Raw genomic sequence first — 18,962 nt, 5'->3', positions numbered from 1 at the left:
ATGTTTCAGCTGCATAAAAAGAGCCGAAACATGTGAAATATAAGCTTGAAATTATTGGTTAAAACTTCTCGCCAACACCATTTGACAAAGAACCTTTTTAAAAAAATAGAAATAATGATAAGATAAAGATACGTATTAATCAGAGGAGGATGATTCGGTGAATGCCTTAAAACACTATCAAGAAAAAACCTGGTTCAAACCGTTAGTGATCAGTGTGAGTGCGATTATTCTGATTCTATACTTTGTTCGATTTTTTCAAACCGGGATTGACGCGGATGGTCGCTTTTACAAAGAGACAGTCGAAGATACAAGGTTTGAACGCTTTGAAAGTGTGATTGAGCGAGAACAAAAGGGTGATGTGATTGAATTAACACATCAAAAAATGGATAAAACATACGCGTATACGATTGAAATAGTCCAAGACATTGGGACAAAAGAAGTCCTAATCACCGAACAAACACCACCTAACCGCACATACGAAGGCCCTTATCCACTTGAACGATTTCCTCAAACTGAAAGCGATGCTTGGCAACAAGTAGAAATAAGATACAATCGTTATATTTTGTCGTTGTCTAAGTTGTTAGATATCGCTTTTTTAGAGGCGGTAACGATTCGGGGACAGGTGGGGTATTTCTTGATGGGGGTCTTCCTCTTAGCGATCGCCACACTTGATCTTCGTTTTCCACGCTTTTTCTTTATGCTGCGACATTTCTTATCGGTGAGAGACCCAGAACCGACCGACTTTTATCTTGCGATGCGGAAGTTAGGCATCGCATTTACCTATATTGTTGCGATGGTCTTTTTCATTATGGCGATCTAACTGATGTATATGTATGCGCCTAACCAAAGTAGGACATTTTAACAACCAAATTAACTATTATATAATTTTTCTGAATTTTATGTCAATTAATACAACCGCTTTCCTAGAAAAAAGTTTTGAATTCCTGATAAAAAAGCTTGAAAAACAGTTGCCGTTGTCGTATTGTAAATAACAATAAGTTAAAATAGAGAGAGAAAAACAGTCAAAATTATAGAGGAGGCGCAACATGAGGGAGGACAAATTTACAAAAGAAGGTTTAACGTTTGATGATGTATTACTAATGCCAAGTAAGTCAGAGGTATTACCACGAGATGTCTCACTAAAAGTATCGCTTGCGGATACTTTACAGTTAAATATTCCTTTGATTAGTGCGGGTATGGATACAGTCACTGAAGCAGAAATGGCGATTGCGATGGCACGTCAAGGTGGTTTAGGTATTATCCACAAAAACATGTCAATTGAAGATCAAGTCGAACATGTCGACCGTGTTAAGCGTTCTGAGAGTGGCGTTATTACGAATCCATTCTTCTTAACACCAGAGAACCAAGTTTTTGATGCTGAGCACTTAATGGGTAAATTCCGTATTTCTGGTGTGCCTATTGTTAATAACCGTGAAGATCAAGTTCTTGTTGGGATTTTAACGAATCGCGATATGCGCTTTATTGAAGATTATTCGATTCAAATTAAAGACGTGATGACTTCAGAAAATCTTGTGACAGCACCTGTTGGCACAACGTTAGATGAAGCAAGTCAAATCCTTCAAAAGCACCGGATTGAGAAGTTACCTTTAATTGATGACTCTGGCGTGTTAAAAGGTCTCATCACGATTAAAGATATTGAGAAAGTGATTGAATTCCCTAACTCAGCAAAAGACAGCCAAGGCCGTTTATTATGTGGAGCTGCGGTTGGCGTCACAGCCGATACGGAATTACGGGTTGAAAAGTTAGTTGAAGCGGGTATTGATGCCCTTGTGATTGATACCGCGCATGGACATTCGAAAGGTGTACTTGACCAAGTCCAACACATTCGTGCGCTTTATCCTGAGCTTGTGATTATTGCCGGTAATGTCGCAACAAAAGAAGCAACGGTTGATCTAATTAAAGCAGGTGCCAGTGTAGTGAAAGTGGGTATTGGTCCTGGTTCTATTTGTACGACGCGCGTTGTGGCAGGCGTCGGCGTACCACAAATTACCGCCATTCATGACTGTGCCGTTGCAGCAGCGGAACACAATGTTCCAATTATCGCTGACGGTGGGATTAAATATTCAGGCGATATCGCCAAAGCACTTGCAGCTGGTGGACATGCGGTTATGTTAGGTAGTCTCTTTGCGGGTACATCTGAATCACCAGGTGAGACAGAAATCTTCCAAGGTCGTCGCTATAAAGTCTACCGTGGTATGGGTTCTGTGTCAGCGATGAAGTCTGGTTCAAAAGATCGTTATTTCCAAGATACTGATGATGCGAAAAAACTTGTACCTGAAGGCATCGAAGGGCGTATCGCTTATAAAGGACCACTGGCAGATACGGTGCACCAATTACTTGGTGGCTTACGTGCAAGTATGGGGTATTGTGGTAGCTCTGATTTAGATGTGTTTAGAAATGATACACAATTTGTTCGCATGACAGGTGCTGGTTTACGTGAATCACACCCACACGATGTTCAAATTACGAAAGAAGCGCCAAACTACTCAGTACAATAATAAATAAACATAAAAGACTAAGTGTTTTCCTTTATCCAAAGTCAAACGATAAAGGGAGGGCTTAGTCTTTTTTCTCAGTCTATGATTAAACAGACAATTGGAATAAATAGTTATAAAAACCAATCAAAAAGTAGATACATTCTTGTCGTCATTATGATAGAATAACAAAGACAAAAGAATTTTGGGGGTATACGAAAGTGAAGCGTTTAGGACAAGTGTTAAGTATATGTTTAATGGCGTTATTGATCGGTCTGGGGACATCTATTGATGTGTCAGCCGTTAGTGATTTACAAGCAGAATCAGGGATTATTGTCGATGCTAAAACCGGTGATGTGTTATTTAGTAAGAATGTTGATATTAAACTACCACCAGCAAGTATGACAAAAATGATGACGGAGTACTTAGTACTTGAAGCTATTGAAGAAGGAAAGATTACGTGGGAAACAACCACTCAAATCAGTGATTATGCGTATAGTATTTCTGCTGATACATCGTTTTCAGGGATTGGGTTACGTCAAAGCCAGGACTATACCGTTAGACAACTGTATGAAGCGATGGCGATTATTTCAGATAATGCGACAACAATCGCGTTAGCCGAACTAGTTTCTGGTTCTGAGAGTGAATTTGTTAAGTTGATGAATCAAAAAGGTGAAGAACTAGGGTTAAAAGATTTTAAATTTGTTAATTCAACAGGGTTAAATAATAAAAGCTTAGGAGACAATCGCGCAGAAGGTACGGGTGCTGAAGAAGATAACTTAATGTCAGCTCGTGCAACGGCCACACTTGCTTTTCACTTGGTGAATGACTATCCAGAAGTGTTAGAATTTTCGAGTACAATTCGCTCAGAACTTGATGGTCAACCATTAGAAAATTTAAACTGGATGTTACCGTGGAATAATGATAACTTTGCCCAGTACTACTTTGAAGGCGCTGATGGTTTAAAGACAGGCTATACATCAGAAGCGGGTTATTCTTTTGCTGGGACAGCTTTGCGAGGCGATCAGCGTTTTATTACGGTAGTTATGCGGACGGATAGTTATGGCGCTCGCTTTGAAGAAACGATTAAATTGATGAACTATGGTTTTAATGAGTTTACTGACATGACATTATTTAATGCTGGTGATACGGTAGAAGGCGCTGAAACATTACCTGTGTCAAAAGGTAAAGAAGATAACGTCAATATCGCTCTTAAAGAAGATATGTCACGTATGGTGAAAAATGAAGAAGCCGATCTTTACTCATTAAGTTATACGTTGAATGAAGATATGCTAGATAAAAACGGCGCTCTTGTTGCACCAATTGAGGCAGGTACGGTTGTCGGTAAAGCAACATTAGTCTACAGTGGAGAAGAGAATTATGGAAATATCGATGTCACTAAGAATGATAAAACAGTGGATTTAGTGACGACTAATGCGGTTGAAAAAGATAATTGGTTTATGTTAGTGCTTGGTGTGATTGGTGACTTCTTTGTGAGTCTCTATCAAACCGTTGCTGATACCGTCACCGGTTGGTTCTAATTAGACACGAAAAATAAGGAATAAAAACACGTCAGAGACTGTCATAGACAGTTTTCTGACGTTTTTTTGTTAAATATTAGCTAATTCAGAGTGTAAAGGTAAGAATAATCACTGCTTTAGTTAAAAACTGTTGCGAAAGCGCTAGTCATAGGATAGAATGAAAGCTATCGAAAAAGATTGAATCTTTTTTAAATTGAAATTTTTTGAAGAGCTATATTCAATACACGAGGGGGAATTAGAGTGGTAAATGTAGGAACTGATCGCGTAAAACGAGGCATGGCTGAAATGCAAAAAGGTGGCGTCATCATGGACGTTGTCAATGCTGAACAAGCAAAAATCGCAGAAGAAGCAGGTGCTGTAGCTGTTATGGCATTAGAACGTGTACCTTCTGATATTAGAAAAGCTGGTGGCGTGGCACGTATGGCAGACCCAACTATTGTTGAAGAGGTTATGAATGCTGTATCGATTCCAGTCATGGCAAAAGCCCGTATTGGTCACATTGTCGAAGCCCGTGTGTTAGAATCAATGGGCGTTGATTATATTGATGAAAGTGAAGTGCTCACACCTGCTGATGAGGTGTTCCACTTAAATAAAAAAGATTACACGGTACCATTTGTCTGTGGTTGCCGTAATTTAGGAGAAGCCGCTCGCCGTATTGGTGAAGGTGCCTCAATGTTACGTACAAAAGGTGAACCTGGAACAGGTAACATCGTTGAAGCTGTGCGGCATATGCGCCAAGTGAACGCAGAAGTGCGTCAACTTGTGAATATGTCTGTTGATGAAGTGATGACGTACGCAAAAGACTTAGGTGCACCGTATGAAGTGCTTCTACAAATTAGAGAAGAGGGCCGTCTACCGGTGGTCAACTTTGCAGCGGGTGGTGTTGCCACACCAGCTGATGCGGCACTCATGATGCAATTAGGCGCCGATGGTGTCTTTGTTGGGTCAGGTATCTTTAAATCAGATAACCCAGAGAAATTTGCTAAAGCCATTGTCGAAGCAACGACACACTTTGAAGATTACGAACTGATCGCCAAAGTGTCTAAAGGTTTAGGTGAAGCGATGAAAGGCATTGAAATCTCAACCATTCAACCACATGAACGCATGCAAGACCGTGGTTGGTAATTTATAAAGCAAAGGACGTTTAACTATGGTAACAGTGGGTGTATTAGGTCTACAAGGGGCCGTAAGAGAACATATTCGTTCAATTGAAGCAAGTGGGGCTCGTGCTGTTGTTGTGAAAAAAGTAGCACAACTCGATGATATTGATGGTTTGATCTTACCAGGTGGTGAAAGTACGACCATGAGGCGACTTATTGATCAATACGGTTTCTTAGAACCGTTGCGTCAATTTGGTCAAAGCAAGAAACCAATTTTCGGTACATGTGCCGGGCTCATCTTACTCGCAAAAGAAATTACGAATCAATCAACCGTTCATTTAGGGCTCATGGACATGACGGTGACCCGTAATGCGTTTGGTCGACAAAAGGATTCTTTTGAAGCGACACTTGCCATTGATGGTGTGGCTGATGACTATAATGCTGTCTTTATTCGCGCCCCTTACATTGAACGTGTGGGTGAGCATGTTAAAGTACTTGCGACATACGATGAGGCAATTGTAGCGGCAGAAGAAGGACCATTTCTTTGTACGGCTTTTCATCCTGAATTAACAGAAGACCACCGGTTGGCACACTATTTTGTTGAAAAGGTGAAAGAATCAAAAAAACTCTTGCAAGAAAGCCAATGATTTTGTATGATTTGATTAACTTCAATAATTTAAAGCGTTAAAGAGGAACAAGTAACTTACTTATTTACGTTAAGAGAGTCAGTGGTTGGTGCGAACTGATGGAATAGCTAAGTGAATCCATCCTCTAAGTGATATGTGGTAAACAAACATATCCGGTTAAAAGCCGTTATCTTTTTCGAGCCGGAAGACAAGTGTGTCTTCAATCAGGGTGGTATCGCGGGAAATATAACTCTCGTCCCTACTATTACAGTCTAGGGATGGGAGTTTTTTTGTCTTTTCTTTTCATTACCTAGACGAGCTAGCAGTCAATTATTCAACAATATCTATGAAGCAAAGTGTTCTTTTCTTTGTTTCACAATCACAAGGAGGAAATGGTATGTTAGACATTAAGTATTTACGTCAAAATTTTGAAGAAGTGAAAACGAAATTAGCGCATCGCGGAGAGGATTTATCAGATCTTGATCAGTTTGAGACACTCGATACGAAGCGCCGTGAGTTAATCGCTAAAACAGAAGAATTAAAAGCCAAACGTAACACCGTCACAAAAGACATTGCCGAACTAAAGAAGAATAAGCAAGATGCTGATGAGAAGATTAAAGAAATGCGCGCTGTTGGTGATGAAGTGAAGGCTATCGATGAAGAATTACGTGCAGTAGAAGAAAAATTACAGTTGATGATGCTGTCAATTCCGAATATTCCACATGAATCAACGCCAATTGGGGAAACAGAAGACGATAATGTGGAAGTACGCACCTGGGGTGAGGTTCCAACGACTGACTTTGAACAAAAACCACACTGGGAACTCGCGACAGAACTCGGCTTACTTGATTTTGAAAAAGCGGCTAAAGTGACCGGTAGTCGGTTTGTTTTCTATAAAGGCTTAGGAGCTCGTTTAGAACGTGCCCTGATTAACTTTATGATGGATTTACATGCCGAGGAACATGGTTATGAAGAAATGTTACCGCCATATATGGTGAACCGCGACAGTATGACTGGGACGGGTCAACTGCCAAAGTTTGAAGAAGATGCTTTTAAACTAGAAGGATGGGATTATTTCTTAGTACCAACGGCGGAAGTACCGGTGACAAACTATTATCGTGATGATATTTTATCAGTTGATCTATTGCCACAGAAATTTGTCGCTTATAGTGCATCATTCCGTTCTGAAGCAGGCTCAGCTGGCCGTGATACCCGCGGACTCATTCGTCAACACCAATTCAACAAAGTTGAACTTGTTCAGTTTGTGAAGCCGGAAGAATCTTATGACCGGTTAGAAGAGCTCACTAATCACGCAGAAACCGTCTTACAGAAGCTTGAGCTTCCTTACCGCGTTCTAAGTATGTGTACAGCGGACTTAGGCTTTACGGCTGCGAAAAAGTACGATATCGAAGTCTGGATGCCAAGTAATGATACGTATCGCGAAATTTCTTCTTGTTCAAACTTTGAAGATTTCCAAGCGCGTCGTAGTGGTATTCGTTTCCGCCGTGAAGAAAAAGCTAAGCCAGAATTTGTGCATACTCTAAACGGTTCAGGTCTTGCCGTTGGTCGGACGGTGGCAGCTATTTTAGAAAATTATCAAAATGCTGACGGCACCATCACGATTCCTACTGTGTTACAGCCTTATATGGGTGGTAAAACCGTCATCGCTCCAAAGTAAAACAATGAATGAAAGCATGAGGCGATAACGCGATCAGATTGGTCGGCGTTGTCGCCATTCCTTAAAAAAGAATAAAAAAGTTTGTTAAACGTGTTGACAGTTATCGCTAGAACTGATATTATATATTTTGTCGTCAGATCACGGAGGAATACCCAAGTCCGGCTGAAGGGATCGGTCTTGAAAACCGACAGGGGCTTCACGGCTCGCGGGGGTTCGAATCCCTCTTCCTCCGCCATATTATTTTAACGACATTTGAGCACTTAGTCTTTGGACTGAGTGTTTTTTAATACGTAAATATAAAGAAAGTCCGCACCTTTGATATAATAGGCGCGGACTTTCTTTGGTTTAGTTTGTTTGTATCTTATTGTTTTCATGTGGTGTCATCCATACTTTTATTAAAATCAACCCGACAACAGCTAAGGCGATGATATAATAGAAGATGTACTCATAGTGACCAAATAAATCAAGGAGTAGTCCAGAACTAAGAACCCCGATAATAGCGCCAATCCCGTAGGCGGTAAAGATAACGCCGTAGTTTTGGCTATAGTGCCACATGCCAAATAACTTAAGTGTCGATGTCGGTGCAATCGCTAACCATCCCCCTAAGTTAAACCAAAAGATCGCAAAGCTAATGACATAAATAAAAGGAAATTGGTTGAATAGTATCACCAACAAGGCAGCGGTAATGATAAGCGTATAGGATAACACCATCGCAAACTTGGTGGAGACATGATCTGTAATATAACCAAATGTTGGACGACCAAGTCCGTTAAAGATCGCAAACAGAGAAACGAATAACGTGACTGTATCAGCATCTAAATTGAAATAATCTAAGCCAACGCTCGTCGTTAACCCAATGAGCATCAGTCCAATAATCGTACCGATAATAAAGGTGAAGTATACGCCTTTAAATGACGAGGTAGCTAACATTTCTTTTGTTGTTAAGTTATGTTCAGTCGAGTGATTCTTCTTTGGCACGTTGATATGTGTTAAATCGGTTTGTTCTGGATATCTAAATGGGATACTTAAGAAAGGTAAAATAATCGCAAAACTCATTCCTAGAATTAAGAACGTCTCCATTACCCCAAAGCTTTCAACTAATGTTCGCGCAAGTGGTGCGGTCACAAGTGGTGATAAACCAAAGCCAAGCAAGACAAGTCCTGAGGCAAGACCTTTCTTATCCGGAAACCACTGAGCGATAATGTTCATCATAACCCCGTATGCAATTCCAACACCGGCCCCTCCGATAAGGCCATAAGTTAAGGTTAAGACATAAATATTGCCGACAAACGAGGATGAAATCCAGCTAAGGGCAACTAAATAACCGCCCACTAATAATAACGTCCGTGGATGATAGTCACGCATATACTTACCGATAATCAACATAAAAACGGCATAAAAAGCTAAGGCAAACATGTATGGTAACCCGCTTAATGCTGAGCCAATCATAAACATGTCCTCTAACGATACCCGAAAGACACTATACGAATAGACGGTTCCTAAAAACATCATAATCGTAATTCCGAGTACAATAAATTGATAACGCCTTTTCTCCATAGGATTAGTTACTGTTGTTGTTTTGGCTAAAGCCATCCCCTACACACTCCTTTGTGTTTGATTTTTCTCTTCTTTTCTCTGTCTTATTTTCATTATGTCTTAGGAATGAATGTCCATCACTTTCTTGTTTAAAGAATTGAATAGTAAAGAACAATAAAAAACAAATAAAAAAGCCAATAATAGCCCTCTTTAAGATAAGAGAAAGCTATTATTGGCTTACATGTTGACTGGTAGAAGTTACCCTTCAATCTGTCTTCCAATGATTTATTTGATGGTGTCTTCTAAATTACGATCGACAACAATCATAATCAATTTTTCACCTGTTCGGGTTGAGACATCAGAATGGGTACTGATTACCTGGCAATCGACAACAGATGTAATGGCTTGTTCCAGATTCTCACGTGATTTTTCAAAAAGTGCCGTCCGCACTTTTTTAATCAATTCAACACCTTCTAATGTTTCCGCTAAATGTTTCTCAGACGGACTCAGAAACCCATGGAGGCGAATGACGATTAAATCTTGAAAAATAATCGTCCGGATTCTTTCTGGACCACGTCCCATTTGTTCAATCTCAAACTTACTTATTGCTTCGCTAATTTTCGACTCAATTTGTCCTTTTGTCATGAACATTCACTCCAAAGATTATTCTCAACCATTATCAACTTAGTATCATGAATGGTTGACGTTTAAATTACTATACCATAATCTTTGAATTGTTTCAATCTTATGACATCTTTCTCTCGTGGGACAATCATTACGTGGCTTCTTTTTCTCCCCTCGTCTTTTCTGTTTCATTGATTAATGTCGTTCCATTTAAGTCACCAACGATATTAATACCCGTGCCATGAACACCAGCGGTACCGACAGATGAAAGTGTGGCGACTAACACAATCGTAAGCAATTCACTAATAGGAAGTGGTTGATTTGAGCACATTTGTCGCAAAAACGACTGAGACAGCAATGCGGATGGCAGCACCATCCATGTTAAGCGTAGCTCCAAATGACCAACGATAAAACAATCGTGGTAAAGATAATACCGAGTAAGTTTAACTCACCAAAGGCCGTGACAATATTATTTGGCACGATATCCAAGTAAAACAACCGCAAGGCCTGGATGTTCAGGCGCCTCGTAACTCTCACTTAAGTTAAGTGACAAACCTTCTCCTGGTGAGAAAATACTCACGATACTAAGGCCAATGATAATGGCTAAAGCTGAAGTAAATACAAAATCAATACTTTACTTCCCATTCGACCAATATTTTTAATATATGAATAAATGAATAGTGTCACTATAATGACTTTATTCCTTTTTTAAAACCCGGAATAATTGATTAATTTTTGAGTGGTCAGAACAGTTAGACAATATTCGTAAGAAAAGCTAAAATAAAAGGAGAATGAAAGGGGGAATAATGTATGAAGAAAATCACATTCATCGGTGCCGGGCAAATGGCTGAGGCGATTATTAGTGGGGTACTGAATAAAGGTCTGTTTAAACCAGAAGCTATATATGCGACAAATAAAGGCAACCCTAATCAATTAGCGTATTTAACGACAACTTATGGCATCAATACAAGTGAAAAGATGGCGGATGTTGTAGAAGAGAGTGACGTAATTGTCCTTGCGGTTAAACCAAAAGATAAAACAGAAGCGATTACATCGATCACGCCATACATAAAAGAACGTGCGATTGTTATTTCTGTTATGGCAGGTGTTGAAACAGCCACCATTGAAACACTTCTTAAGAAACCAGTGGAAGTGATTCGCGTGATGCCAAATACAAGTGCGAAAGTGGGCCTCAGTGCAACTGGGCTGAGTCGCGGGACGTTTGCTGATGATGAGGCAGTAAGGATAGCAACGACGATTTTTGAGGCAATCGGCTCTGTCGTTGAAGTCCAAGAACAAGACTTACATGCAGTTACAGCTGTTAGTGGGAGTGGGCCAGCCTACTTTTATTATATGGTAGAAGCGATGCTAGAAGAAGGTGTCGCATTAGGATTGTCAGAAGAGACAACAAAAGATTTAGTAACCCAAACAATCAAAGGTGCGGCTAAAATGTTAGACACATCTGACTTATCACCAGCGGTGTTACGAAAGAATATTACGAGTCCGAACGGTACGACAGAGCGGGCGATTCTAACATTTGACCAATGCGAGATGAAAACAGCCATTAAAAAAGGTGTCCGCGGTGCGCATCGGCGCTCGGTTGAACTCTCACAAGAGGATGAGTAATGAGTGAGACAAGGACATAGCACAGGATAACACAAGATAAAGAGATTAGCTCATTTTTATGACTTTTTAAAAATGAGCGCCTCTTCTTTAATGTTGATTAGGGAGATCATGTGTTATATTCTCTTCAGGTAATGCTAGGATCTCTTGTTGCATTATGCCGGTAAGGAGCATGAGGGCTAAAGAAGATGCCATGAGTACTATTCTGACTTTCTTCATAAATTATCCACCTCTTTAAAAAAGTTATGTGTCACGATAAGCCTGTTTATAATCATTTCCCCGTTTTTATTCTTTACTAAACCTAGAATATAATTTAAATCGGTCAATGTTCAAAAGTGCTAATAATGACTTAAAGAGTGATGTCATTTTCTTCGTGTATGAGATGACCGTAAACGACTAGCATCATTGCTTGTTAAGGAGTGTATGTCATGCAGTTAAGCAAAGCTCAAATCATTGGTAAAAATATAAAGAAATTACGCAAACAAGCTCAGCTAACCCAAGTAGAACTTGCTGATGGCATCGGTACTCAAGCGCAAATCAGTAAAATTGAAAAAGGATTAGTGATTCCGTTGTCTACAACATTATATGAGATCGCTGAAAAGCTCGGAGTAGATATTCATGGTTTTTTTGAACAAGCTTATGAGCCTCAATCGAATTATTTAAAAGAAGTGAAGTATCAAATAAGAAAAGAAATTCGCAATCGTCATTATGAAGAAGTCGAGCGGATATTAAATTTCGAAGGGAAAAACAACATCTTTCAATCGGATTATGATTATCAATTTTGCCTTTGGCATAAAGGCATTATTGAGTTTTATATTTATCACAACACTGAAAAATCTATCGCCTTTCTTGAGGAAGCATTTAAATTAACGAATAAAGATAAAGAAACGGTCACAACACTACAAGAGGTGGAGATACTTAACAGTATCGCCATTATTTATAACGAAATTCAACAATATCATTCATCTATTCAGAAGTATAAACAAGCTATTCGTCACTTCAGAGAAATGATGGAGATAACAGATCGAAGAGTAGAAATTCGCCTGTATTATGGACTAGCTAAATCTTTGTTTAAGAATCAATCATATGATGAGTCAATCGACTATTGTAAGAAAGGCATCAATGTCTGTATCAATGAAGAAATCTTATATTTACTTGGGGAACTGTATTATGAACAAGGACAGAATTATCAAGCCTTAAAAAAAATCCAGCTTGCGCATAACGCTTATTCAACAGCAAGGCAGTTATTCCAAATAGGAAGAAGGCCGGCATTTGTAGAGGTTGTGGATGAGAAATTAACAGCGCTTGATCCGTAAGTACCAACTAGTCCATTAAAACCATCAAGATTAAAGTAGAGGGAGTGGTAAAGCAACGTATAGCTTTTACTTCCTCGCTTTTTTATGACTTAAGCATCTCCATACCTATCATCACCCCCCTATAACAACCTTACCTTAACTTTTTTAACTCAAAGTCAATGATCAAGCTATCTGCATTTTATAATCAAACGACAGAAATATAACTATGGTTATATTTAATAACTAAACGCGAGAAAAAGAGAGAAAATCCGTTGCCACCTCATAAAAACCAGGATTATTAGGTTTTTATGGCGTTTTTGCAGAATAATAAAGCGTGATACTATCTAGGTGAAGACTTATATATTTAATGACAAATCTATGTTAGTCACATAAATACTGACATATGAGAAAAATGCGTCATGAGACAAACGATAAAGAGAAAGGCATCATCATTTCTCTTAAGGTAGCTGTCAGTATAAGTAACGGAGGGTATCCTATGATTAAGTTAGATGTGAAAGAAGATCAACAGCTCGTTTTAAAAAATGTCCTTATGAAAACACACCAGGATATAGCTGTAGACAAAACGTTTGATAAATTCCGAGCATTTGTCAACCAAACAGATAGGAGTCATATTCAAAAGTTCGGTCCTTTAGTCGCCATTAATGGTGGAACGACAATCCGTGATGATGGCACATTATTAACTGATTTTTCCATGTTAGTGCAAGCGCATGACTATAAACACTATCAAGAACAATTTATTATTAAAGACCGATTGGAATTCCCACAATGTGTTTCCTTGAAATTTAAAGGGCCCGCTGAACTCCTTCATTATGCTCATGCTAAATTAGATTTATATTTTCATGATAATGATTTACAAACAACGGGTGAAGTTATTACGGTATTCATTCATGATATGCGAGATTATATTGAAGCGGATATATTTAAGCCGGTCGTTTAATTACCGAGTGCAATGAAAAGGTGCGAAACTAAATAACCGTTTACTAAAAAGCCATATAAAAAACACCGTTAAATCAGGGGGATAGATACCAAGATTCAACGGTGTTTTTCTTAAGAAATGTTATGAATGTGCTTGAGGCACACCGCTTTAAAAGCGAGACTGATTGATAAATAAGCTGATTTTTTCTAAAATTGGTTCCACTGATGTTTCATCATTCATAAGATCATAATCGTTAATGTTTAAGCGCAAGATCGGACAAGCATTAAAGCTGTTAATCCAGTTTTCATAACGGCCATGCATCTCTTCCCAGTAACTAACGGGTGTTTCTTGTTCCATAGGGCGGCCACGCTCTTTAATACGCCCGACCACATCATCTAAAGTACCTTCTAAATAAATCAGTAAATGTGGGTGCGGGAAGTAGGGTGTCATCACCATCGCATCAAATAGATTACTGTAGGTGTCATAATCGGTCGGTGTCATCGTACCTTTTTCATAGTGCATTTTGGCGAAAATGCCTGTATCTTCGTAAATCGAACGGTCTTGGATAAACCCACCACCATATTCGAAAATACGTTTTTGTTCCTTGAAACGTTCAGCTAGGAAGTAAATCTGTAAGTGAAAGCTCCAACGTTCAAAGTCTTTATAAAATTTATCAAGATAGGGGTTCGTATCGACTTTCTCTAAAGATGTTCTAAAATCGAGTGCCTTTGCAAGAGCGTGTGTCATGGTTGATTTACCAACCCCAACAGTCCCGGCAATCGTAATAACTGAGTCATGGGGGATATTATACTTTTCTCTTAAATTCATTCGTCTATACTCCTTTAGTGCGGTTGCTTATTTTATTGTTTCGTTAAGTAAGGCTTCAATTGTTCGAAAATAGTTTCTAAGTCATGTTGATGTTTAATAAAATCTATGTCATCACCATTTATACGAATAACGGGAATCTCCGGGTGATTCTTTTCAAAATGATCCATAAAGTCATGATAGTCTTGGCGAAGTTGACTTAAATAACTCGCCTTAATGTTCTCTTCAACTTGACGATTGCGCAGTTCAATCCGCTCTAGTAACGTATCAAGTGAGGCATCTAAATAAATCATCACATTTGGTAAGGGCATATCTTTTGTGAGAATATGATAAATTTGTTCATATTTATCGAGTTGATGATTTTTTAATGTACGCTTGGCGAAAATCATATTTTTCATAATATGATAATCACTCACCACCGGTTTTTTCTGATTAAGAAAATCTTTTTCGGTATCTTCTAACTGCTTAAACCTGTTGCATAAGAAAAACATTTCTGTTTGAAAACTCCAAGCATCAATATCATCATAAAACTTACCTAAGAAAGGGTTCTCTTCAACGATTTCTTTTAGTAAGTATAAATCAAAGTGTTCAGCAATCTTTTTTGATAGCGATGTTTTGCCCACGCCAATGGGCCCTTCAACGGCAATAAAAGGGACGTGTGTCATTACCTCTTCCTCCTAATATCTTCGGTCACTTTCTATTACAAACAACTATTTTAACATAATTACTTAGTAAGTGTGAGTAGTTTAACTGAATATCTGTCATTCTTTGTCGAATGAGGTAGGACAGTTAAAATAAGAAGAATCAAACGATATTACCGTTTGGTTTTTTTTGGATAATTATATGATTAAATGTTATAATTGAAAAGAGAAGGAGTGAATAGCCATTGAAAAAATTCATCGTTGTCACGGGGTTAAGTGTCATTTTGATGACAGCGTGTGTGTCAGTTGATACACACGAACCAGAGCGTGATGAAAATAATGAGACGGAAACTATGATGAGTAGTATTGAGTCAATTGAACAGGCAATGGAGGACCATAGTTATCCGAAAGAGACGATTGTTCATTATGAATTAAAGGCCCCTTATGTTTATGTCTTTACGACATCGACAAATGGTTTATCCGTATCGGTCTTAAAGGAAACAACTCATGGCTTTGGATGGCTTAATGATTATGACGTCGTTCAAGACATGTCGATTCTTCATGCGGATGAAACAGATATGCCGGTATTAACGGTCGTAACAGATACAAAAGAGACGTTACAAGATGTTAAAGTATTAGATGAGTATGCCAAAGCGATTCGGTTTGTGCGTAACGAAGTAGATGGTTATGTCAGTCATACGACCTTTTGGGTCCACTTTACTGATTGGGATGAGTCCTATACGACTTTCGAGGCATTACCGGTTGACAGCGTTGAAAAAATCACAGAGTAACAGCTAAACGGTCGATTCCTTGCGACGCACGGATTATTTCATGTTAGAATAAGAGAAAAGATTTACAAGTACGCTATAAGCAATGTAAGGATGAGTGGATAATGACCGATACAACGATTAAAAATGATCACTATTATATGCAGCTAGCCATTCAAGAAGCGTTAAAAGCAGAAACGATTGGAGAAGTGCCAATTGGTGCCGTGCTTGTGTATGATGGTGAGGTAATTGCGTCTAGTTTTAATTTAAGAGAAACATTAGAAACAACAGCCTCTCACGCAGAAATGATTGTCATTGATCAAGGAAATCAACACTTTAATAGTTGGCGTCTAGAAGATTGTACACTGTATGTTACACTTGAGCCGTGTCCCATGTGTGCGGGTACGATTGTTCAGTCCCGGATTAAACGGGTGGTTTTTGGTGCGCTCGATCCAAAAGCAGGTTGCGCTGGGTCATTAATGAACTTGCTACAAGATGACCGTTTTAATCATCAAGTCGACGTGACGAGCGGTGTTGAAGAAGAAGTATGTGCTTCATTACTGCAAAACTTCTTTAAAAAGTTACGTGAACAGAAAAAGCAACGTAAACAGTTAAGGAAGCCCAGAGAAAGTACAGAAGAATAGCCCATAAGCAATTGTGCTTGTTATAAGTAAAGCCGGTCATATTCTCACAAGAGATGATGACCGGCTTAAGTATTTAATATTTTATAAGATTATACATAAGAATAACGGGATGGATTTTCTTCATTTGATACGATATCAACATGAATAATATCTTTTGCGTTATCAAAGATGTTTTTACAGTCATCGCTTAAGCGAATTAAGGTCACTTTTTTACCAACATCACGGTAGCGCCCATTAATCGCATGGATGGCTTCGATAGCTGAATGATCCATGACTTTGGCGTATTTAAAATCAATGACGACATGGTCTGGATCATCTTCGATGGTGAATAGTTCCTTAAAGTTTAAAACAGAACCAAAAAAGATTGAGCCATTAATTTTATAAATTTTAGAACCATCATACTCAAATTCATTGTTCGTATAAATGACGCGTCCTTTTTCCCAAGCGAACATAAGGGCAGAGGTGATCACACCAGCAATGACAGCCGTTGCTAAATCCGTAAAGACAGTAAGGATGGTCACAATAAGAATCACGAGAATATCTTGACGGGGAACTTTTCCGGCGTACTTAAGGCTCTCCCATTTAAAAGTACCAACGACGACCATAAACATAACACCAACTAAACCAGCTAGTGGAATGACATTAACAAAGCTTGCCCCGAACAATATAAAGATTAATAACGTAATAGGAGCGACCAACGATGACAGACGCGTCCGTCCACCAGACTTAATATTAATGATAGATTGACCAATCATAGCATCGCCACCCATACCGCCGAAGAAGCCATTAACAAAATTCGCTAGTCCTTGCGCAATAATTTCTTTATTTGTGCGCCCGCGTGTGTTGGTCATTTCATCGATGACTCGAAGGGTAAGGACGGCTTCTGTTAGGCCTACAAGTGCGCCGATAAACGCATAAGGGGCAATAATCGACAGCGTTTCAAAGTTTAAGGGGACACGAGGTAAATAGAAGCTAGGTAAAGATCCTTTTAACTCCATGCCCGCAAAATCTTGAACCGTCTGTAAGTGATAACCGTAACGAGATAATAGGACGGAAATAACTGTTAAACTAATAATCGCAATTAAACTAGCTGGGACAGCTTTTGTGAGTTTAGGCGCGAATTGGATAATTAACATGGTTAGCAGAACAAAACCAATCATGATGAGAAGATCTGTACTAGGTAACCACACCCGTTCCACTGTTTCTACACCATTTATGGTTGTTACTTGGTTAATTTTAAATTGATCCCATTGAGCAATAAAGATAACAATCGATAATCCATTTAAAAAACCTAACATAACAGGGTGAGGAATAATTCGGGCAAACTTTCCTAAACGTAATGCCCCTATCGTTATTTGGATAATCCCCATGAGCACTACGGTGGCAAATAAATAATCCAAACCATGAGTACGAATTAAGGCGGCAAAGACAACGGCAATGGCGGCTGTTGATGAGCTGATCATACCAGGGCGACCGGTAAAAAGAGCAGCAATGAACCCAATCATAACAGCTGTCTGTAGGCTTAAGATAGGACTGACACCAGCAACAAAGGCGAAGGCAACAGATTCCGGTATTAAAGCCAGGGCGACAGTCACCCCACTTAATAGATCATTTTTGATCATATGTTTATTTTCTTTCAGTTGTGCAAGCACGTGATGACGCTTCACTAAGCAATCACTCCATTTCTTTTTTGTTGTTTGTCGTTCATTCACAGGTCTCAAATATACTAAACAACAGCAATCAATACAATAGATGAATCAATTGCAAGCACTTACATGCTTTTTTGGTATAGAAAGGACGATAATCATATCGCTTCCATTCTCTTCCCTACTGCGTCAAGAATGTGCGCGATATAGCTAAGAGTGTTGTAGACGATAGGGTTAAAAATAATATCATTCGGTAATAAGTTCCAATAAAACTTTTCGCTCGTGAGCGTTGCATTTTTTTATTAAACACGTTATACTTGACCTTGCCGTGCTAGGTGGGGAGGTAGCGGTGCTCTGTACTCGCAATCCGCTGTAGCGAGACTGAACCCCCATCCGAGGCCCACAATTTTAAGGTCTGCCATAGAGAATTGGTGTTGACGTTTGGGTCCTGCGCAACGGGAACCTATGAACCCTGTCAGATCCGGAAGGAAGCAGCAGTAAGTAGTGATCTCTCGTGTGCCGCGGGGAAGCCTGGGCTGAGCCATGCATCTATGTAACGCTTGGTGTTGTGTGGTCGACGATGGGTGCACGGTATACATAATGAAAAAGGAAACTCTCACATTTTGTGAGAGTTTTTTTATAAATATTTTTAACGAGAATCTGTCTTTACCTTACTTGTTGAACTACCCCCACCTAACATTCTAACGAATGTTTGAGGAAGGGGATTCCGTAAGGACACCCTAAAGGGGACCCATGCTCGTTCAACTAAGCATAGGTTTTTCTACTCTCCAACCGCCGCAAACCTATTTTCTCAACATCTGTTAAAGCCTGTTGGGGAAATAGTGTGTCCCAGGAACACAACTTGCTTTGGTCGAATCGTTCTGTCTGATAGAACGCATGGGTTCTAACAAAAGACAGGGTACGCGTCATATACGCCCATTGCGCCCAATGGTGTAGACCTTGTTTCTGCTCTGGAACAAGTGA

General features: G+C 39.3%; 18 protein-coding genes, 1 tRNA gene, 1 other RNA gene and 1 other annotated feature. Of the genes, 13 read left to right on the top strand and 7 right to left on the bottom strand.

Translation table 11 applies throughout. The features are described from left to right. Window positions 1-157 precede the first annotated feature (157 nt). From BM390_RS14200 to BM390_RS14170, 7 genes are all read left to right on the top strand, one after another. Complete coding sequence (locus BM390_RS14200; RefSeq protein WP_089855554.1) at window positions 158-820, top strand: DUF6199 family natural product biosynthesis protein; 663 nt, start codon at window positions 158-160, stop codon at window positions 818-820. A 226-nt stretch (window positions 821-1,046) separates the two neighbouring features. Continuing rightward, window positions 1,047-2,519 carry an IMP dehydrogenase gene (guaB, locus tag BM390_RS14195; protein ID WP_062323464.1) on the top strand — a complete coding sequence of 491 codons (1,473 nt, stop codon included), beginning with the start codon at window positions 1,047-1,049 and terminating at the stop codon, window positions 2,517-2,519. 197 nt (window positions 2,520-2,716) lie between these two features. Beyond that, window positions 2,717-4,036 (top strand): D-alanyl-D-alanine carboxypeptidase family protein, encoded by a 1,320-nt coding sequence (locus BM390_RS14190; RefSeq protein ID WP_231631570.1) that lies wholly within the window; start codon window positions 2,717-2,719, stop codon window positions 4,034-4,036. A 240-nt stretch (window positions 4,037-4,276) separates the two neighbouring features. Then, entirely contained in the window at window positions 4,277-5,161 is an 885-nt protein-coding gene (gene pdxS / locus BM390_RS14185) for a pyridoxal 5'-phosphate synthase lyase subunit PdxS (RefSeq protein WP_062323466.1), read from the top strand. Window positions 5,162-5,186: 25 nt separating this feature from the next. Continuing rightward, entirely contained in the window at window positions 5,187-5,783 is a 597-nt protein-coding gene (gene pdxT / locus BM390_RS14180; RefSeq protein ID WP_089855551.1) for a pyridoxal 5'-phosphate synthase glutaminase subunit PdxT, read from the top strand. A gap of 28 nt (window positions 5,784-5,811) precedes the next feature. Then, window positions 5,812-6,026: a binding site (T-box leader), on the top strand. Window positions 6,027-6,159: 133 nt separating this feature from the next. After that, window positions 6,160-7,440 (top strand): serine--tRNA ligase, encoded by a 1,281-nt coding sequence (gene serS / locus BM390_RS14175; protein WP_062323467.1) that lies wholly within the window; start codon window positions 6,160-6,162, stop codon window positions 7,438-7,440. 142 nt (window positions 7,441-7,582) lie between these two features. Then, window positions 7,583-7,675 (top strand) — tRNA-Ser (locus BM390_RS14170). A gap of 110 nt (window positions 7,676-7,785) precedes the next feature. On the opposite strand, the gene BM390_RS14165 is transcribed toward BM390_RS14170, so the two are convergent. From BM390_RS14165 to BM390_RS14155, 3 genes are all read right to left on the bottom strand, one after another. Next, window positions 7,786-9,033: an OFA family MFS transporter gene (locus BM390_RS14165; RefSeq protein WP_177220738.1), complete on the bottom strand. Its 1,248-nt coding sequence runs from the start codon at window positions 9,031-9,033 to the stop codon at window positions 7,786-7,788. A gap of 228 nt (window positions 9,034-9,261) precedes the next feature. Then, a complete protein-coding gene (locus BM390_RS14160) occupies window positions 9,262-9,621 on the bottom strand; it encodes a Na-translocating system protein MpsC family protein (protein ID WP_062323469.1) in 360 nt (119 codons plus the stop codon). 130 nt (window positions 9,622-9,751) lie between these two features. Beyond that, window positions 9,752-9,976 carry a hypothetical protein gene (locus tag BM390_RS14155; RefSeq protein ID WP_062323471.1) on the bottom strand — a complete coding sequence of 75 codons (225 nt, stop codon included), beginning with the start codon at window positions 9,974-9,976 and terminating at the stop codon, window positions 9,752-9,754. Between the two features lie 434 nt (window positions 9,977-10,410). Between BM390_RS14155 and proC the strand changes: the two genes are divergently transcribed. From proC to BM390_RS14140, 3 genes are all read left to right on the top strand, one after another. Next, window positions 10,411-11,226, top strand: a complete 816-nt coding sequence (gene proC / locus BM390_RS14150) for a pyrroline-5-carboxylate reductase (protein ID WP_062323473.1) — start codon at window positions 10,411-10,413, stop codon at window positions 11,224-11,226. Between the two features lie 425 nt (window positions 11,227-11,651). Next, window positions 11,652-12,539 (top strand): helix-turn-helix domain-containing protein, encoded by an 888-nt coding sequence (locus tag BM390_RS14145; RefSeq protein ID WP_089855545.1) that lies wholly within the window; start codon window positions 11,652-11,654, stop codon window positions 12,537-12,539. A 475-nt stretch (window positions 12,540-13,014) separates the two neighbouring features. Next, window positions 13,015-13,476 (top strand): hypothetical protein, encoded by a 462-nt coding sequence (locus BM390_RS14140; RefSeq protein WP_062323479.1) that lies wholly within the window; start codon window positions 13,015-13,017, stop codon window positions 13,474-13,476. A 147-nt stretch (window positions 13,477-13,623) separates the two neighbouring features. Here BM390_RS14140 and BM390_RS14135 read toward each other — a convergent pair whose 3' ends face one another. Continuing rightward, a complete protein-coding gene (locus tag BM390_RS14135) occupies window positions 13,624-14,283 on the bottom strand; it encodes a deoxynucleoside kinase (RefSeq protein WP_062323481.1) in 660 nt (219 codons plus the stop codon). 32 nt (window positions 14,284-14,315) lie between these two features. Then, window positions 14,316-14,945 carry a deoxynucleoside kinase gene (locus BM390_RS14130; RefSeq protein WP_089855542.1) on the bottom strand — a complete coding sequence of 210 codons (630 nt, stop codon included), beginning with the start codon at window positions 14,943-14,945 and terminating at the stop codon, window positions 14,316-14,318. Window positions 14,946-15,166: 221 nt separating this feature from the next. Between BM390_RS14130 and BM390_RS14125 the strand changes: the two genes are divergently transcribed. Together BM390_RS14125 and tadA are read left to right on the top strand one after the other, a co-directional pair. Continuing rightward, on the top strand, window positions 15,167-15,712 hold the full coding sequence (locus BM390_RS14125; RefSeq protein WP_062323483.1) for a hypothetical protein: 546 nt from the start codon (window positions 15,167-15,169) through the stop codon (window positions 15,710-15,712). Between the two features lie 101 nt (window positions 15,713-15,813). After that, window positions 15,814-16,332: a tRNA adenosine(34) deaminase TadA gene (gene tadA, locus BM390_RS14120; RefSeq protein WP_062323486.1), complete on the top strand. Its 519-nt coding sequence runs from the start codon at window positions 15,814-15,816 to the stop codon at window positions 16,330-16,332. A gap of 89 nt (window positions 16,333-16,421) precedes the next feature. Here the strand turns inward: tadA and BM390_RS14115 are convergent, their stop codons facing one another. After that, a complete protein-coding gene (locus tag BM390_RS14115; protein ID WP_246806788.1) occupies window positions 16,422-17,999 on the bottom strand; it encodes a SulP family inorganic anion transporter in 1,578 nt (525 codons plus the stop codon). A gap of 305 nt (window positions 18,000-18,304) precedes the next feature. Between BM390_RS14115 and ffs the strand changes: the two genes are divergently transcribed. Further along, window positions 18,305-18,570: signal recognition particle sRNA large type (gene ffs / locus BM390_RS14110), an RNA gene on the top strand. Window positions 18,571-18,743: 173 nt separating this feature from the next. Here the strand turns inward: ffs and BM390_RS15605 are convergent. Next, the coding region (locus BM390_RS15605) for a hypothetical protein (protein WP_177220737.1) at window positions 18,744-18,962 on the bottom strand (219 nt) is incomplete at its 5' end.

Origin of the sequence: Halolactibacillus miurensis (assembly GCF_900116255.1) — a bacterium.
Lineage (GTDB): Bacteria > Bacillota > Bacilli > Bacillales > Amphibacillaceae > Halolactibacillus > Halolactibacillus miurensis.
This window is presented reverse-complemented; position numbering and strand designations above follow the sequence as displayed.

Excerpts from the sequence above, each read along its gene's own strand:
- guaB (WP_062323464.1), top strand. The coding sequence starts at position 1,047 with ATGAGGGAGGACAAATTTACAAAAGAAGGTTTAACGTTTGATGATGTA.
- pdxT (WP_089855551.1), top strand. The coding sequence starts at position 5,187 with ATGGTAACAGTGGGTGTATTAGGTCTACAAGGGGCCGTAAGAGAACAT.
- serS (WP_062323467.1), top strand. The coding sequence starts at position 6,160 with ATGTTAGACATTAAGTATTTACGTCAAAATTTTGAAGAAGTGAAAACG.
- BM390_RS14165 (WP_177220738.1), bottom strand. The coding sequence starts at position 9,033 with ATGGCTTTAGCCAAAACAACAACAGTAACTAATCCTATGGAGAAAAGG.
- BM390_RS14160 (WP_062323469.1), bottom strand. The coding sequence starts at position 9,621 with ATGACAAAAGGACAAATTGAGTCGAAAATTAGCGAAGCAATAAGTAAG.
- BM390_RS14155 (WP_062323471.1), bottom strand. The coding sequence starts at position 9,976 with ATGGTGCTGCCATCCGCATTGCTGTCTCAGTCGTTTTTGCGACAAATG.
- proC (WP_062323473.1), top strand. The coding sequence starts at position 10,411 with ATGAAGAAAATCACATTCATCGGTGCCGGGCAAATGGCTGAGGCGATT.
- BM390_RS14145 (WP_089855545.1), top strand. The coding sequence starts at position 11,652 with ATGCAGTTAAGCAAAGCTCAAATCATTGGTAAAAATATAAAGAAATTA.
- BM390_RS14140 (WP_062323479.1), top strand. The coding sequence starts at position 13,015 with ATGATTAAGTTAGATGTGAAAGAAGATCAACAGCTCGTTTTAAAAAAT.
- BM390_RS14135 (WP_062323481.1), bottom strand. The coding sequence starts at position 14,283 with ATGAATTTAAGAGAAAAGTATAATATCCCCCATGACTCAGTTATTACG.
- BM390_RS14130 (WP_089855542.1), bottom strand. The coding sequence starts at position 14,945 with ATGACACACGTCCCTTTTATTGCCGTTGAAGGGCCCATTGGCGTGGGC.
- tadA (WP_062323486.1), top strand. The coding sequence starts at position 15,814 with ATGACCGATACAACGATTAAAAATGATCACTATTATATGCAGCTAGCC.